The organism is Devosia alba (genome assembly GCF_039938915.1).
Classification (GTDB): Bacteria; Pseudomonadota; Alphaproteobacteria; order Rhizobiales; family Devosiaceae; genus Devosia; species Devosia alba.
In genome coordinates this window covers 50,208-65,247 of sequence record NZ_JBDUUI010000002.1, presented here as the reverse complement: position 1 = coordinate 65,247, position 15,040 = coordinate 50,208, and the positions used below count along the sequence as shown (strand labels likewise).

At 62.5% G+C, this 15,040-nt stretch carries 14 protein-coding genes and 1 pseudogene; 7 read left to right on the top strand and 8 right to left on the bottom strand.

What is annotated here, in order from left to right:
* The first annotated feature begins 33 nt into the window (after positions 1 to 33).
* The 7 genes and pseudogenes from ABFY71_RS02780 to ABFY71_RS02750 all read left to right on the top strand — a co-directional run bounded on the left by ABFY71_RS02780 (position 34) and on the right by ABFY71_RS02750 (position 7,921).
* On the top strand, positions 34 to 594 hold the full coding sequence (locus ABFY71_RS02780) for a F0F1 ATP synthase subunit delta (protein ID WP_347944577.1): 561 nt from the start codon (positions 34 to 36) through the stop codon (positions 592 to 594).
* Positions 594 to 2,129 carry a F0F1 ATP synthase subunit alpha gene (gene atpA / locus ABFY71_RS02775; protein WP_347944576.1) on the top strand — a complete coding sequence of 512 codons (1,536 nt, stop codon included), beginning with the start codon at positions 594 to 596 and terminating at the stop codon, positions 2,127 to 2,129. Before ABFY71_RS02780 ends, atpA begins: the two co-directional genes overlap by 1 nt.
* A 24-nt stretch (positions 2,130 to 2,153) precedes the next feature.
* Positions 2,154 to 3,038 carry a F0F1 ATP synthase subunit gamma gene (locus ABFY71_RS02770; protein ID WP_347944575.1) on the top strand — a complete coding sequence of 295 codons (885 nt, stop codon included), beginning with the start codon at positions 2,154 to 2,156 and terminating at the stop codon, positions 3,036 to 3,038.
* Between the two features lie 37 nt (positions 3,039 to 3,075).
* Positions 3,076 to 4,503, top strand: a pseudogene (atpD, locus tag ABFY71_RS02765) (F0F1 ATP synthase subunit beta); the annotation flags it as partial.
* A gap of 59 nt (positions 4,504 to 4,562) precedes the next feature.
* Positions 4,563 to 4,988 (top strand): F0F1 ATP synthase subunit epsilon, encoded by a 426-nt coding sequence (locus tag ABFY71_RS02760; RefSeq protein ID WP_305578455.1) that lies wholly within the window; start codon positions 4,563 to 4,565, stop codon positions 4,986 to 4,988.
* Between the two features lie 313 nt (positions 4,989 to 5,301).
* The gene (locus ABFY71_RS02755; RefSeq protein ID WP_347944574.1) at positions 5,302 to 5,898 is read left to right on the top strand and encodes a hypothetical protein; all 597 of its coding nucleotides are present in this window, start codon (positions 5,302 to 5,304) and stop codon (positions 5,896 to 5,898) included.
* 40 nt (positions 5,899 to 5,938) lie between these two features.
* The gene (locus ABFY71_RS02750) at positions 5,939 to 7,921 is read left to right on the top strand and encodes a methyl-accepting chemotaxis protein (RefSeq protein ID WP_347944573.1); all 1,983 of its coding nucleotides are present in this window, start codon (positions 5,939 to 5,941) and stop codon (positions 7,919 to 7,921) included.
* A gap of 48 nt (positions 7,922 to 7,969) precedes the next feature.
* Here the strand turns inward: ABFY71_RS02750 and ABFY71_RS02745 are convergent, their stop codons facing one another.
* The 8 genes from ABFY71_RS02745 to ABFY71_RS02710 all read right to left on the bottom strand — a co-directional run bounded on the left by ABFY71_RS02745 (position 7,970) and on the right by ABFY71_RS02710 (position 14,997).
* Entirely contained in the window at positions 7,970 to 8,656 is a 687-nt protein-coding gene (locus ABFY71_RS02745; protein ID WP_347944572.1) for an aspartate/glutamate racemase family protein, read from the bottom strand.
* A gap of 3 nt (positions 8,657 to 8,659) precedes the next feature.
* Complete coding sequence (locus ABFY71_RS02740; protein WP_347944571.1) at positions 8,660 to 9,199, bottom strand: RNA pyrophosphohydrolase; 540 nt, start codon at positions 9,197 to 9,199, stop codon at positions 8,660 to 8,662.
* A gap of 8 nt (positions 9,200 to 9,207) precedes the next feature.
* Complete coding sequence (locus ABFY71_RS02735) at positions 9,208 to 10,332, bottom strand: divergent polysaccharide deacetylase family protein (RefSeq protein ID WP_347944570.1); 1,125 nt, start codon at positions 10,330 to 10,332, stop codon at positions 9,208 to 9,210.
* A 78-nt stretch (positions 10,333 to 10,410) separates the two neighbouring features.
* Entirely contained in the window at positions 10,411 to 11,781 is a 1,371-nt protein-coding gene (locus ABFY71_RS02730; RefSeq protein WP_347944569.1) for a S41 family peptidase, read from the bottom strand.
* 7 nt (positions 11,782 to 11,788) lie between these two features.
* Positions 11,789 to 13,186 (bottom strand): murein hydrolase activator EnvC family protein, encoded by a 1,398-nt coding sequence (locus ABFY71_RS02725; RefSeq protein ID WP_347944567.1) that lies wholly within the window; start codon positions 13,184 to 13,186, stop codon positions 11,789 to 11,791.
* 107 nt (positions 13,187 to 13,293) lie between these two features.
* Positions 13,294 to 13,776 (bottom strand): 23S rRNA (pseudouridine(1915)-N(3))-methyltransferase RlmH, encoded by a 483-nt coding sequence (gene rlmH, locus ABFY71_RS02720; protein WP_305578469.1) that lies wholly within the window; start codon positions 13,774 to 13,776, stop codon positions 13,294 to 13,296.
* A 9-nt stretch (positions 13,777 to 13,785) separates the two neighbouring features.
* Complete coding sequence (gene rsfS, locus ABFY71_RS02715) at positions 13,786 to 14,112, bottom strand: ribosome silencing factor (RefSeq protein ID WP_347944950.1); 327 nt, start codon at positions 14,110 to 14,112, stop codon at positions 13,786 to 13,788.
* Between the two features lie 243 nt (positions 14,113 to 14,355).
* Positions 14,356 to 14,997 carry a nicotinate-nucleotide adenylyltransferase gene (locus tag ABFY71_RS02710; RefSeq protein WP_347944565.1) on the bottom strand — a complete coding sequence of 214 codons (642 nt, stop codon included), beginning with the start codon at positions 14,995 to 14,997 and terminating at the stop codon, positions 14,356 to 14,358.
* Between the last annotated feature and the right edge of the window lie 43 nt (positions 14,998 to 15,040).

Below are 15,040 nucleotides of genomic sequence, written 5' to 3'. Positions count from 1 at the left end.
AAGCAGGCAGGCAACCAAGAGGGTGATGCGGCATTGGCAGCGCAGAATTCAGTGCTTACCCAGATTGCTCGGCCATATGCGTCGGCGCTGTTTGATCTCGCCAGCAGCGAGAACCAGTTGGCATCGGTTGAGACGTCACTTTCCGACATCTCCCGTCTGATCGGAGAGAGTGCAGATTTTGCGCGCTTCCTGCGTTCGCCCGTGATTTCCGCCGACAACAAGGCCAGTGCACTCGATGCGCTGCTGGCCAAGGCGACGACCAATGAACTGGTCGGCAATTTCCTGCGGCTGGTGGCTCAGAATGGCCGCCTGTTTGCGCTTGATGCCATCATTGCCGGGTTTCGTGACCTGGCCGCCAAGGCACGTGACGAAACGACGGCGGATGTGACTTCCGCGGCGCCGTTGAACGCCGATCAGATTGCCGCACTCGGCGAGACGCTCAAGGCCAAGATCGGCAAGACCGTCACGCTCAATCAATTCGTCGATCCCTCCTTGATTGGCGGCCTTCAGGTGAAGGTCGGCAGCCAGATGATCGACTCTTCGCTCAAGACAAAACTCGCTGCGATGAAGATCGCCATGAAAGAGGTCGGATAATGGACATCAAAGCCGCGGAAATTTCTGCGATCCTCAAGGACCAGATCAAGAATTTCGGCCAGGAAGCCCAGGTTTCCGAAGTCGGTCAGGTGCTTTCCGTCGGTGACGGTATTGCCCGCGTCTATGGTCTGGACAATGTGCAGGCTGGTGAGCTCGTCGAGTTCCCGGGCGGCATCAAGGGCATGGCCCTGAACCTTGAAACCGACAATGTCGGTGTCGTGATTTTCGGCAATGACCGTTCCATCAAGGAAGGCGATGTCGTCAAGCGTACCGGTTCGATCGTGGATACCCCGGTCGGCATGGGTCTGCTGGGTCGCGTTGTTGACGGTCTGGGCAACCCGATCGACGGCAAGGGTCCGATCGAGCATACCGAGCGCAGCCGCGTTGACGTCAAGGCGCCTGGCATTCTGCCCCGCAAGTCGGTGCATGAGCCGATGTCGACGGGCCTCAAGGCCATCGATGCGCTGATCCCGATTGGCCGTGGCCAGCGCGAGCTGATCATTGGTGACCGCCAGACCGGCAAGTCGGCGATCATTCTCGATACCTTCCTCAACCAGAAGCCGGCGCATGACGCCAATGCTTCGGACACCGAGAAGCTCTACTGCATCTATGTTGCGGTCGGCCAGAAGCGCTCGACCGTGGCCCAGTTCGTGCGTCAGCTCGAAGAAGCCGGCGCGCTGCAGTATTCAGTGGTGATCGCAGCAACCGCTTCCGATCCGGCGCCGCTGCAATACATCGCCCCGTTCACCGGTTGTGCCATTGGCGAGTTCTTCCGCGATAATGGCAAGCATGCCGTGATCGCCTATGACGATCTGACCAAGCAGGCCGTTGCCTATCGTCAGATGAGCCTGCTGCTGCGTCGTCCACCCGGTCGCGAAGCCTATCCCGGTGACGTGTTCTACCTGCATTCGCGTCTGCTTGAGCGTGCTGCCAAGCTGAACGAAGCGCACGGTCTGGGTTCGCTGACCGCGCTGCCCGTGATCGAGACACAGGCCAACGACGTGTCGGCCTATATCCCGACCAACGTGATTTCGATCACCGACGGCCAGATCTTCCTTGAAACCAATCTGTTCTTCCAAGGCATCCGTCCTGCCGTGAACGTTGGTCTGTCGGTGTCACGCGTGGGGTCCTCGGCACAGGTCAAGGCGATGAAGCAGGTTGCCGGTTCGCTCAAGGGCGAGCTCAGCCAGTATCGCGAAATGGCGGCCTTCGCCCAGTTCGGTTCTGATCTGGATGCGGCTACCCAGCGTCTGCTCAACCGTGGCGCGCGGCTGACCGAGCTGCTCAAGCAGCCCCAGTTCAGCCCGCTCAAGATGGAAGAGCAGGTTGCGGTGATCTTTGCCGGCGCCAATGGCTATCTCGATAGCATTGCCGTCAACAAGGTGAGCGACTTCGAGCAGACGGTGCTGTCGGCGCTGCGCGGCAAATATGCCGAGCTGCTCTCGACCATCGCCACCGAGAAGGCCCTGAGCGACGACACCCGGGCGCAGCTCAAGTCCGCACTTGACGAGATCAAGAAGACCTACGCGGCTTAAGGCCAGCAGGGAGATCGACGGCCAATGGCTTCGCTAAAGGACCTCAAGAACCGGATCGACTCGGTCAGATCGACCCAGAAGATCACCAAGGCCATGCAGATGGTTGCGGCGGCCAAGCTCCGCCGTGCCCAGGAAGCAGCCGAGGCCGCGCGCCCCTATGCCGAACGCATGGGCAAGGTGCTGGCGGCGCTCGGCGCCGTTTACGAAGGTCAGGAAAACGCCCCTGTGCTGCTTGGCGGTACGGGCAAGGATCAGGTGCATTTGCTGGTGGTTGCCACCGGTGAGCGCGGCCTGGCTGGCGGCTTCAACTCCTCGATTGCCCGTCTGGCGCGTGAACATGCGGCCAAGCTGCTCAGTGAAGGCAAGACGGTCAAGATGCTGACCGTGGGCCGCAAGGGCCACGATATCCTGCGCCGGCAATATGCCGACAACATCGTCGACACCTTCAATTTCCGCGAGATCAAGCGGGTCGGATTCGTCCAGGCCCAGCAGGTCACGGACAAGGTGCTTGAAATGTTCAACGCCGGCGAGTTCGACGTGGCAACGCTGTATTTTGCCAAGTTCGGCAGCGTGATCAGCCAGGTGCCAACGGCGCAGCAACTGATCCCGGCCAAGCTGCCGGCCAAGGCAGACGGCGCCGTCGAAGCGTCGGCGATCCCCTACGAATATGAGCCGAGTGAAGAAGCGATCGTGGAAGATCTGCTGCCGCGCAATATTGCGGTGCAGGTGCTGCGGGCGCTGTTGGAAAACAGTGCTTCGTTCTATGGCGCGCAGATGTCGGCAATGGACAATGCGACCCGCAATGCGGGTGAAATGATCGGCCAGCTGCAGCTCAGCTACAACCGTCAGCGCCAGGCCCAGATCACCAAAGAACTCATCGAAATCATTTCGGGCGCGGAAGCGCTCTAAGCAATCGAAGCGAAGGACGAAACAAATGGCAGAGAAAAAGGCCGGTCGCGTATCGCAGGTCATCGGTGCCGTCGTGGACGTCGTGTTCGACGGCCATTTGCCCGCGATCCTGAACGCCCTCGAGACGACCAATAATGGCCAGCGTCTGGTCCTGGAAGTGGCGCAGCATCTGGGCGAAAATGCCGTGCGCACCATTGCCATGGACACCACGGAAGGTCTCGTGCGCGGCGCCGAAGTGACCGATCTGGGCAGTGCCATCACGGTTCCCGTCGGGGAAGAAACCCTGGGCCGCATCATGAACGTGATCGGCGAGCCAATCGACGAGGCCGGCCCGATCGGCTCGTCCGTCAAGCGCGAAATCCACCAGGAAGCGCCAGCCTTTGCCGAGCAGAACCCGGAAAGCACCGTGCTGGTTACCGGCATCAAGGTGGTTGACCTGATCGCCCCTTATGCACGCGGCGGCAAGATCGGCCTGATGGGCGGCGCCGGCGTGGGCAAGACCGTGCTGATCCAGGAACTGATCAACAACGTCGCCAAGGCGCATGGTGGCTATTCGGTGTTTGCCGGCGTGGGTGAACGCACCCGTGAAGGCAACGACCTTTACTACGAAATGATCGAATCGGGCGTGAACGTGAACCCGGCCGAGAACAATGGTTCGGCCGCCGGTTCCAAGTGCGCGCTGGTGTTCGGCCAGATGAACGAGCCCCCAGGCGCCCGCGCCCGCGTGGCCCTGACCGGTCTGACCATTGCGGAAGACTTCCGCGACAAGGGCCAGGATGTGCTGTTCTTCGTGGACAATATTTTCCGCTTTACCCAGGCTGGCGCTGAAATGTCGGCTCTGCTGGGCCGTATTCCGTCGGCTGTGGGCTATCAGCCGACGCTGGCCACGGACATGGGCGCGATGCAGGAACGCATCACGACCACCAATAAGGGCTCGATCACCTCGGTGCAGGCCGTGTACGTGCCCGCCGACGATTTGACCGACCCGGCCCCGGCGACCTCGTTTGCCCACTTTGACGCCGTGACCGTGCTGAACCGCGCGATCTCGGAAAAGGGCATCTATCCCGCCGTGGATCCGCTGGCCTCCAACTCGCGCATTCTCGATCCTTTGGTGGTCGGTGATGAGCATTATCAGGTGGCCCGCCGCGTGCAGGAAGTGCTGCAGAAGTACAAGGCGCTGCAGGACATCATCGCCATTCTGGGCATGGACGAGCTGTCGGAAGAAGACAAGCTGGTCGTGGCCCGCGCCCGCAAGGTTGAGCGCTTCATGAGCCAGCCCTTCGACGTGGCCGAGGTGTTCACCGGCACGCCAGGCGTGTTCGTGTCACTTGAAGACACCATCAAGGGCTTCAAGGGCCTGGTGGCTGGTGAGTATGATCACCTGCCCGAAGCTGCCTTCTACATGGTCGGCACCATCGAAGATGCCGTCAAGAAGGCCCAGAAGCTGGCGGCCCAGGCAGCCTAGTGCATTGTTCGGGCTTGCCGCACGCGGCGAGCCCAACCTTCCGTTAAGGGACCAAAATCATGGCTGAAGGCCTCAAGATCGAGATCGTGTCGCCAGAGCGCCTGGTGCTGTCGGAAGTGGTGACATCGGTCACTGTGCCGGGCAGCGAAGGCTATTTTACCGTGATGCATGACCATGCGCCGTTCATGTCCACGCTGCGTTCGGGCTTCATCACCGTGAACGGGCTGAATGGCCGCGACGAGATATTCTTCGTCAAGGGCGGGTTTGCCGATGTGTCACCCGAGGGTCTGACGATCCTGGCCGAGCAGTCCGCGCCCTTCGTCGAGTTCGATCACGCCGATCTGGCTGAACAGATCAAGGCGGCCGAGGCCGAACTGGCAACGGCAGCCACGCCTGAAGACAAGTCCTATGCCCAGGAAGTGGTCAGTGCGCTGTTGAACCTGGCGATCGAAGCAGGCCAGATCAATGGTGGTCACGTCCACTAGGACGCCCGCACCACCAACCGAGTTTTGCGCCCGTGGATGAAAATCCGCGGGCGTTTTCGTTGGTCCTTGCCCTGAAGGGGCCCGCGCCAACGCGGCAAGTCCAGCGCCCTAGCGGGGGCGCTGATCACCAATCAAGGACTGCCGGCCAGCTTCTGGCCGTGGTTGACCTGCTTGCTCCGCGACCGTGTCCAGCAGCACAGCCATCGCGCTGACGGATTTAAGTTCCTCGGTGAGAGGCTTTATTGAATGTTTACTGTCATACCTGATGCTTGCCTCCAAGCCGCCATTGTCGGCGGCAGAGGAGGACACTTTTATGACGACCCATTCCTTGCGGTATCTGAGTCTGGCAGGCCTGAGTTTTGTCGCCCTGCTGGCAACCAGTGCCACAGCGCAGGCGCAGGACGAATTCACGGCGCCCTTGACCGCGCTCGCTACCAGCGACATTGCCGCCTTGGCCAGTGATCCCGTGCTGATCGACGCCATCAAGGCGCAGAATGCGATCTCGGGCAGTTATGATCAGGCCAAGATTGACGCACTCGATGCCCAGTGGCGTGCTGAGGTGGATGCGGCCAGCAAGCCATTGATCGATGCGACACTGGGCAATGCTGCGTCGATGTATCTATCGGGCGTGCAGGAAGAGGCGATGGGTAAATATACCGAGATATTCGCCATGGATGCCAAGGGCCTCAATGTCGCCCAGAGCACGCTGACCTCGGATTACTGGCAGGGCGACGAAGACAAATTCAGTGCCAGCTTCGGTGCAGGCGCCAATGCTGTCCATATCGGGGAGATCGAACAGGACGAAAGCACCCAGGCCTTCCAGAGCCAGGTGTCGATCCCGATCAGTGACCCCGCGACGGGTGCACTGATCGGTGCCATCACCGTTGGTGTCGACGTTTCGATGCTCTGACTGAAATTTCCATCGAGAACCTGAAGCGTCGAGGTCAATGATGATAAAACTATCTCTTACCCAGAAAATCGTTGGCCTCGTGCTGCTTGCCCTGATCGTTGGGTCAGCGGCCATCAGCTATGTTGGTGCCAGCCAGAATGGCGCCCTGCTGCGCGCCGAACTTGAACGCGCCAATATGACATTGTCTGCCGCCAGCACCGAGCAGCTGGCCGGTGGGATCCGGTTCGGCAAGGCCGATGCGCTGATGACGGTCTATCAGGGGCTCGACACCTCGCTGGGTGAGCAGTTCTCGGCCGGCGCCAGTTACAATCTGGACGGCGCGGTGATTGCTGCGACATCGGAAGACTCCACAGTCAATGCGGCGCTGGCCGATGTCGTCGGCAAGACCTTGGCCAGCGGCGCCATTGAAATGGTGTCGGTCGGCGCCATTGGCTATGTCGCTGTCCCTGCCCATTTCGGGCCGGAGGGCGCCACAGTGGGCATCGCGGCCTTTGCCTGGGACATGAGCGAAAGCCTGGCTGAGCAAAGCAAAACCCTGATCACGTCGGCGCTGGCGGGTATTGCTGTCATCCTGGTGCTGACTGTGGTGCTCTATTTCTTCATCCGCCTGTCGATCACCGGTCCGTTGCTGCGGCTGGTGAACACGGCAACGCAGATTGCCGAGGACCCCTCCTCGGTCGACGCGGTACCCGCGACCAATCGCGGAGACGAGTTGGGCGCCATGGCGCGGGCGGTGGAAGTGTTCCGCGAGAATGGGCAGAAGGTGGCGCAACTCACCGAGGCAGAGGCTGCCCAGGTGCTCCGCAGCCAGGCTGAACGTGAAACAATGATGCAGCAACTGCAGCGCGCGTTTGGCGATGTCGTGGATGCCGCCATTGCCGGCGATTTCAGCAAGCGGGTGGAGGCTGAATTCCCTGACACCGAGCTTAATACCTTGGCGAGCAGCGTCAACAAACTGGTGGCCACAGTGGATGGCGGGCTACTGGAAACCGGCCAGGTACTGGCGGCGCTGGCCGAAACCAATCTGACCCAGCGTGTCAATGGGAGCTATCAGGGTGCCTTTGCCAAGCTCAAGGATGACACCAATGCGGTGGCCGACAAGCTGACCGATATTGTTGGGCAGCTACGCAAGACTTCGCGCGGGGTGCGCTCCGCAACCGGGGAAATCCTTGCTGGCGCGAACGATCTGAGCGAGCGCACGACCAGGCAGGCCGCCACCATTGAAGAGACATCGACCACGATGGAGCAATTGGCCGTGACGGTGCTGGAAAATTCCCGGAAAGCGGAAGATGCCAGCGTCAAGTCTCAGGGGGTGTCGCGCACCGCCGAAGAGGGCGGCGCGGTGATGGGTCAGGCGACCGATGCCATGGAAAAGATCACCTCGTCCTCGGCGAAAATCTCCAACATTATCGGGCTGATCGACGATATTGCCTTCCAAACCAATTTGCTGGCGCTGAACGCCTCGGTGGAAGCGGCGCGGGCCGGTGATGCCGGCAAGGGCTTTGCCGTGGTGGCAGTGGAAGTGCGGCGGCTGGCGCAGTCCGCCGCCAGCGCCTCGGCTGACGTCAAGGTGCTGGTTGAGCAGAGTGCCACCGAAGTCTCGGGTGGATCCAGGCTGGTTGCGGAAGCGGCCGGCAAGCTCGAAGCGATCCTCGCCGGTATTCGCGAGAACAGTGTGGTGATGGAAACCATTGCCCGCGACAGCAAGGAACAGGCTTCGGCAATCGAAGAGGTCAATGTTGCGGTGCGGTTGATGGACGAAATGACCCAGCACAATGCGGCGCTGGTGGAACAGACCAATGCGGCCATCGAGCAAACTGAGGGCCAGGCTGGCGAACTGGACCGGATCGTCGATATCTTCGTGCTGGAGGATCACGCCGACATGGGACGGCGTGAGCCACCGGTCGCGGCATCAGCACCGCGCAACGGCATCAAGGGGCTGCAGGATCGGGTCAAGCAGGCGGCCAGGGCCTATGTCAGCCAAGGCAATGCTGCCGTCGCCGAGGACTGGAACGAGTTCTAGGGACAGTGCAGTCAACGGCCACAATAACAAATCTGCTCGCGGCGCGGCCTAGGCCAGAGCCGCCGCGACCAGGGCCTTGGCGTGCAGATCGGTGGTGTCATAGACCGGGATCGGGCTGACATCATCATCGATCAGCATGGTGATTTCGGTACATCCCAGGATGACCGCCTGGGCGCCACGGGCGGCCAGCTGTTCGATGGCCCGCACATAGATGCGGCGCGACTCTTCCCGCACAATGCCGCGGCACAGTTCCTCATAGATGATGCCATTGAGATTGGTGCGGTCGATTTCCGGGATCAGCGAGGCGAGACCCCTGCTGGTCAGGCGATCACGGTAGAAGCTCATCTCCATGGTGAAGCGGGTACCCAAGAGGCCCACGGTGTCGAAGCCATCGGCCAGCAGTGCCTCGCTGGTCGGATCGGCGATATGAACGAAGGGTATGTTGAGCGCCTCGATGATCTGATCGGCAACGATATGCATGGTGTTGGTGGCCAGGCCCATCACCTCGGCCCCGGCCGCCTCCAGACTGCGCGCGATGGCGGCGAGCTGCTGGCCGGCCCCATCCCAGTCACCAGCCGCCTGCAGGGCGGCAATCGGCGCGAAATCCACCGAATGCAGCATCAGTGGCGCCGAATGCAGGCCACCGCGTAGGCGTGCGGTTTCCTGATTGAGCACCCGGTAGTAATGCGCCGTGGACTCCCAGCTCATGCCGCCAATCAGGCCGATCGTCTTCATGGTCTAGGTCTGGCTGAAGCGTTGCGGGATGTCGGCAAAAGCGGCAACAACCTGGTCATAGGCATCCTTCTTGAACGGCACGATCAGCGCCGGGGTGCGGCTGAGCTTCTCCCAGCGCCAGGCGTCGAATTCTGCCGAGAACTTGCCCGCGCCGGGGGTGTGGACGTCGATCTCGCTGTCCTGCCCGGTAAAGGCGAAGGCGAACCAGCGCTGCCGCTGGCCGCGAAACCTGCCCTTGAGCGCAATGCCGAGGGCGGCGTCGGGCAGCTCATAATAGATCCACTCCGGCGCCTCGGCGAGCAGGCTGACCGAGGTGATATTGGTTTCCTCATGCAGTTCGCGCAGCGCCGCCCGCAGCGGGTCTTCACCCTGGTCGATGCCGCCCTGGGGCATCTGCCAGGGTGCCTCTATTTCGGACTGGTCTTCCACGTCGTGATCGCCGATGCGCCGCCCGATCAACACACGGCCTTGCTGGTTGAACACCGTGACCCCGACGCAGTCGCGATATGGCAGGGATTGGCGGTCGGGGCGGGATGCGGTCATGGGTGGCCCTATTTCATCAAAGCGCTGGCCGGGACCAGCAAGATACCCTTGGCTTCAAGGTCGCGCGCCCATTCGGCGATGGAGGTGATCGAGATGGGCAGCGCACTGACAATACCAATTGCCTGGCCATTCTCCACTGCCTTGGCTTCAAGGCTGGCCAGCGCTGCCAGAATGGCTGCCCGGGCGGGATTGTCATCGATCATCAGATCGGCGCGGGAAAACGGCACTTTGTTGCCCTTGGCCAGTTGCGGGGCCAGCGAGCGATTGGACGAGCCGTCATCGAGATAACCCAGGCCACGCGCGCCCAGTTCTTCCATCATCGGCGAAAAATCGGCGGCCGAGGCGGTGAAGCGTGCGCCCATATTGTTGATCAGCCCGACATAGCCGCCAAACCGCGACATCAGCCAGAACAGCTTGTCGAGATTGGCGCGGGTCGGCTCGCCGGTCAGCAGTGTTTGCGGACCGGGGTCGTTCTGGGGATAGTCAAATGGCTCGAGCGGCACTTCGAGCAGGACTTCATGTCCGGCCGATCGTGCTGCGGCCACCGTGGTGGACAACGCCTTGCCATAGGGGGCAAAGGCCAGCGTCATCGCGCTGGGCAGTTTGTCGATGGCATTGAGCGAGCCCTGCTCATTGATCCCCAGCCCGGTCACGACAATGGCGATCATGGGCTGGCCACTGGCCAGCGCGGCTTCGGCAGGGTGGGCATAGGCGACAAAGGGGGTCAGCCCGGTGGCGGAAATGCGCGGGATGGGACCGTCGGTGGTCTCTTCACTCAGATCGGGCAGGGCGCCAAACATGCTGGGCAGCCCCAGCACTGAACTGGGGCCGCCAGAGCCGGTGGTGACGGCCGTCAAGGCACTGCCGGCGGGATATTGCTGGGGATCAGCCTCGATGGTCACCGGTCCGTCCGAGACCGCATTGGCCACCGAATTGGCCTGCAGGGTTGAGGTGATGGCCACTTCCTGGCGGGGGCGCCCGCCATCGGGGTCGTCCACCAGCAGCACGCGGGCCACAAAGCCGATGGCGAGCAGCACCAATAGCCCGAACAGGGTGCGCGCCACGGGCAGGCGCCGGCGCGAATTGGCGCGCCGCTTGCGGCCGGTCAGGGGGGTGGTCAGATCATCGGTCATCGAGCACGGTCCCAAAGAGCAGGGGCGAGGCAGCGAATCAGCCGCCCCGCCCCAGCAATTTCATAACACAAGGAAGGTCTATTCCGCCTTGGGCGGGTAGGCATCATTGGTTTCAAGGCCCTCAATCAGGCGAATGGCATATTGCAGCTGGGTGTCCTCTGCATTGTCGGCGGGCACATAAACCGACGAACCCACGGTGGTTTCGGCCTGGCCTTCAATGGTGATGTGACCCGCCAGACCGGCTTCCCCAATGATCTCGTCGCGGCCCTGGAACTCTTCGGGGACCACCTGCAGAATCTCGATATCGGGGGTGATGCCGAGCGCCTGAATCGAGCGGTTATTGGGGGTGTAGTAGCGCGCCGTGGTCAGGCGCATCGCGCCATCGGGGCCCAGCGAGATGATGGACTGCACGGAGCCCTTGCCGAATGAGCGGGTGCCCACCAGCGTGGCGCGCTTGTGGTCCTGCAGGGCGCCGGCAACGATCTCGGAGGCGGAAGCCGAACCGCCATTGATCAGCACCACCAGGGGCACATCGGCGATCTGGGCGTCCAGCACGTCGGGCTGGGCGTCATAGCGGGCGCTTTCCTCGGGCAGACGGCCCCGGGTCATCACGATGGCGCCCTGCTTGAGAAAGGCGTCGGCGACATAGACCGATTGATCGACCAGGCCACCGGGATTGTTGCGCAGATCGAGAATGATGCCGGTGGGCGCCACGCCGTCACGTTCGGCAAAGATATCCTTGATGGCTTTCTCGATGCCCACGAATGCCTGCTCGGAGAAACGCGACAGCCGCACGACGGCAACGTCACCTTCCATGGAATAACGCACGGCGCGCATGGCAATGATGGCGCGGGTCAGATCGAACTCGAGCGGCTTGTCGACGCCCTCGCGCACCACGGTAACGTGGATGTCGGTGCCGATAGGGCCGCGCATCTTGCCGACGGCCTCATCCAGGGTCAGGCCCTGAACCTGGGCGCCGTCAAGCTCGACAATCAGGTCATTGGCCATGATGCCGGCCTTGGCGGCAGGCGTGTCATCAATGGGCGACACCACCTTGATGATGCCCTCTTCCATGGTCACTTCGATGCCCAGACCACCAAATTCGCCGGAGGTGTCCTGGCGCAGATCGTCGGCGTCGGCGGGCGGCAGATAGCCCGAATGCGGATCAAGCGAGGTCAGCATGCCCTGAATGGCGGCGCGAACCAGCTCCTGCTCATCGGGTGGATCGACATATTCAGCGCGGATGCGATCGAAGATTTCGCCAAACAGGTTGAGATCGGCATAGATCTCGAGCGGGTCGCGCGGCGTCGGGGCGACGGTTTCGGGCTCGAGCTGTTCGGCGTCGGGCATCGGCTCGACCTGGGCTGGCGCGGGCTGGGCACTCAAGGGGCCAACCGAAAGCAGCAGCGCCGCGGCAAGGGCTGAGACGCGAAGGGGCAAAAGGCGCATGAGGGTTCTATCCACTCTGTGTCGGGGTCGCCCACCAGCCGGTGGGATCGACGGGCTCGTTGTTTTCTCGAAGTTCAATATAGAGCGTCGGCTGGGCAGCGCCAGCGCTGGTGGTCACTGTGCTCCCAATTGTGCGTGAACCCATCGTGCCCAAGGGCATGCCCATTTGCACGAATTGACCGATATCGACGGTCACGGTTTCCAGCCCGGCCAGCAGCGCGGTGTAGCTTTGACCGGTATTGAGAATGATGATTTGGCCATAATTGAGGTAAGGTCCCTTGTAGAGCACCCAGCCATCGGCCGGGGCCACCACCTGCGCCTCGGCGCGGGTGACCAGCGAGATGCCGTGGCTGATGCCGCCGAAGCCGTCACTGGCGCCATAATCGAGCACGGTGACGCCATTGGCCGGCACGGTGAGATAGCCCTTGGCCACCCGGAACGGCAGGGCGGGCTCGGTGCGGGCGCTATTGGCCAGTGCCAGTTCGATCTCGGCGGCCGACATCACCGGCAAATCGGGGTCCAGCGCCGCATCGGCGGCTGCGGCGGCGGTGGTCACCGAACTGACCTGCGCCGAGAGGCTATCGACCAGATCCTTGAGCGTGGCGGCGCGGGCGGCCAGCGCCATGGCTTCCTGCTCTTCGGCCTGGAGCTGGGTGGTGCGCACGCCAATGCCCTGCTTGCGCGCGGCAATCAGGGTGGCAATGCGCAATTGTTCTTCCTCAAGCACGGCATGGTTGGCGCGCAGCGTGGCCTCTTCGGCCAGGGCGGCGGCCTTGATATTGGTCAGCTCGGTCAGGTCGGTGGTGACCGAATCGGCCTTGGCGCGCAATTGGGGGACGATGGCAGCGATCAGAATGGCGCTGCGGGCCGAGCCCAGTGCGTCATCGGGGTCGACGATCAGTGCCGGTGGCGGATTGAGTGAAATGCGTTCGAGCGCCGCCAGCACATTGGCGATCTCGGCATTGGAGCCGTCGAGCCGGCCGCGCACTTCAAGTTCGGCAATTATCAGGTCGGAAAGCCGGGTCTCGACATCGGCAACTTCGATTTCGGCGAGTTTGACGCGCTGGGCCGCAGCGATCAGGGCAGCATTCTGCTTGGTGCGATCGCCTTCCATGGCGGCAATTTCGGCCTTGAGCTCGTCAATGCGCTGCTGGCTCAGCGAAATCGAGGCTTCCACCGAGTCTAGGTCCGATTGTGTGGCAGCGGGGTCGACCGGCGGTGGCGCGGCAGGATCGGTTGGCGGCGTTGGCTCAGGGTCACTTGCTGGCGCCACAATGCCTGCCGCGGGCGCTGTCGGGGCAGGAGTTGTGGGATCGGTCTGGGCCAGCGCCGGCAGGGTCGAAAACCCCGCCAGTAGCGTGCCGATGAGCAGCAATCCCCGTGATTTGCCCGGCAGCAATGCCATGACGTCTCCAGCAAAGGCGGTGCGCGCCCGAATCAATGGGCGCAGCATAGCAAGTGCACACAAAACCGCAGGTTAACGCGGCTTAACCATGCCGTGATTGACACGGATTAATCGCCGCGATGATAGGGGTGCCCCGCCAGGATGGTGGTGACGCGATAGAGCTGCTCGGCCAGCATGATGCGCACCAATTGGTGCGGCCAGGTCAGCGGCGAGAAGCTCAGCACCAGATCGGCCCTGGCGGTGAATTGCGGATCAAGGCCATCGGCCCCGCCAATGACAAAGCTGATCGCCGGGCGGCCATCGTCGCGCCAGCGGCCGATTTGCCGGGCCAGCGGCTCGGAGGCCATCAGTTTGCCGCGTTCGTCCAGCGCTACCACGATACCATCGGGCACAGCAGCGTGCAGCGCCTTGGCTTCCTCGGCCTTGCGGCTGGCGGCGGATGAGGAGCGTGCTTCGGTGAGTTCAATCACATCGAACCCGGTCAGGGCCAGCGGCTTGCCGCCGCCAACCGCCCGCTCGAGATAGCGGGCAACCAGTTCCCGCTCCGGCCCGGCCTTCATCCGGCCGACCGCCGCAATGCTCACGCGCATGGAAACGCTCTAGTGCGCGTCAGCCGCGAAATCGGCCTGCCACATCTTTTCGATGTTGTAGAACTCGCGCACTTCGGGGCGGAAGACATGGACGATGACATCGCCCGCATCGACCAGCACCCAATCGCAATGGGGCAAGCCTTCAATGCGAGGCTTGCCGTAGCCGGCGTCGCGCAGGGCGTTGACCAACTGGTCGGCAACAGCACCCACATGGCGCTGCGAGCGGCCCGAGGCGACAACCATGTGGTCGGCCAGCGAGGATTTGCCAGTGATGTCGACAGCGACAATGCTCTCGGCCTTGGCATCGTCAAGGCTGTTCAGGATCACGTCGATCATCGGTCGTTCCGGGGTCGCCAGAGTAGGGGTGGCGGGAGTGGCGGTGTTTTCGGGCAGCGCGGCCATCATCAATGGCCTTCCGCCCATGCGCGTGCATGGGTCATGCGGGGGATCAGCATCCTTGGTGGTTGATCGGAATGTGCAGGCGTCTTTGCAAACGGCAAGCAGTCGTTCCTGTTCCGGTGACGGTTATCACACAAGGTCAATATGCCCTTTTGATGACGACTTCGCAAGATTGCGTCTTCACTTTGGCTTAACGCCATGCCGGCGTGCCCGAATGACCGATGATGAAAGGGGCGATTGGCGCCCGTGCAGATAGACCCAGGCCGGTGCCGGCAGGCTGGCCAGGCGGGTGGCGTCGTCCTCATCGATGCGCCAGCGCGCCAGGGCGCTGGCGGCCATGGAGACGGGCGCGCGGCGGCTCGAGCCGGGCCGTACATAGACGGCGATGGGCACCATGGCGGCGATATCGCGCCAGCGTTCCCAGCGGCTGAAGTCGACAAGATTGTCGGCACCCATGATCCAGACAAAATGCCGGTCCGGCATTACCTGGGTCAGATAGCGGATGGTCTGCCAGGAATAGGTGAAGCCATAGGCGGCCTCAAAGCCGGTGACGCGGACCTTGGGGTGGTCGAGCAGGCGGCGGGCGGCAATGACCCGATCGGCCAGCGGCGCCAGGTCCTGGTGGTTCTTCAGCGGGTTTCCCGGCGTCACCAGAACCCAGAGCGCGTCAAGATCAAGACGGCGCAGGGTTTCCTCAACCACCAGGCGATGGCCCTCATGGATGGGGTTGAAGCTGCCGCCAAACAGACCAATGCGCATGCCGGACCCGGAGGGGGGCAGTTCGGTTATGCCGGGGATGCGGATGGGATGGCGCAGGGTCATGGTGCGGTATCGGGACTCGATGGGTGTCTCGCCCTCTCCCCTT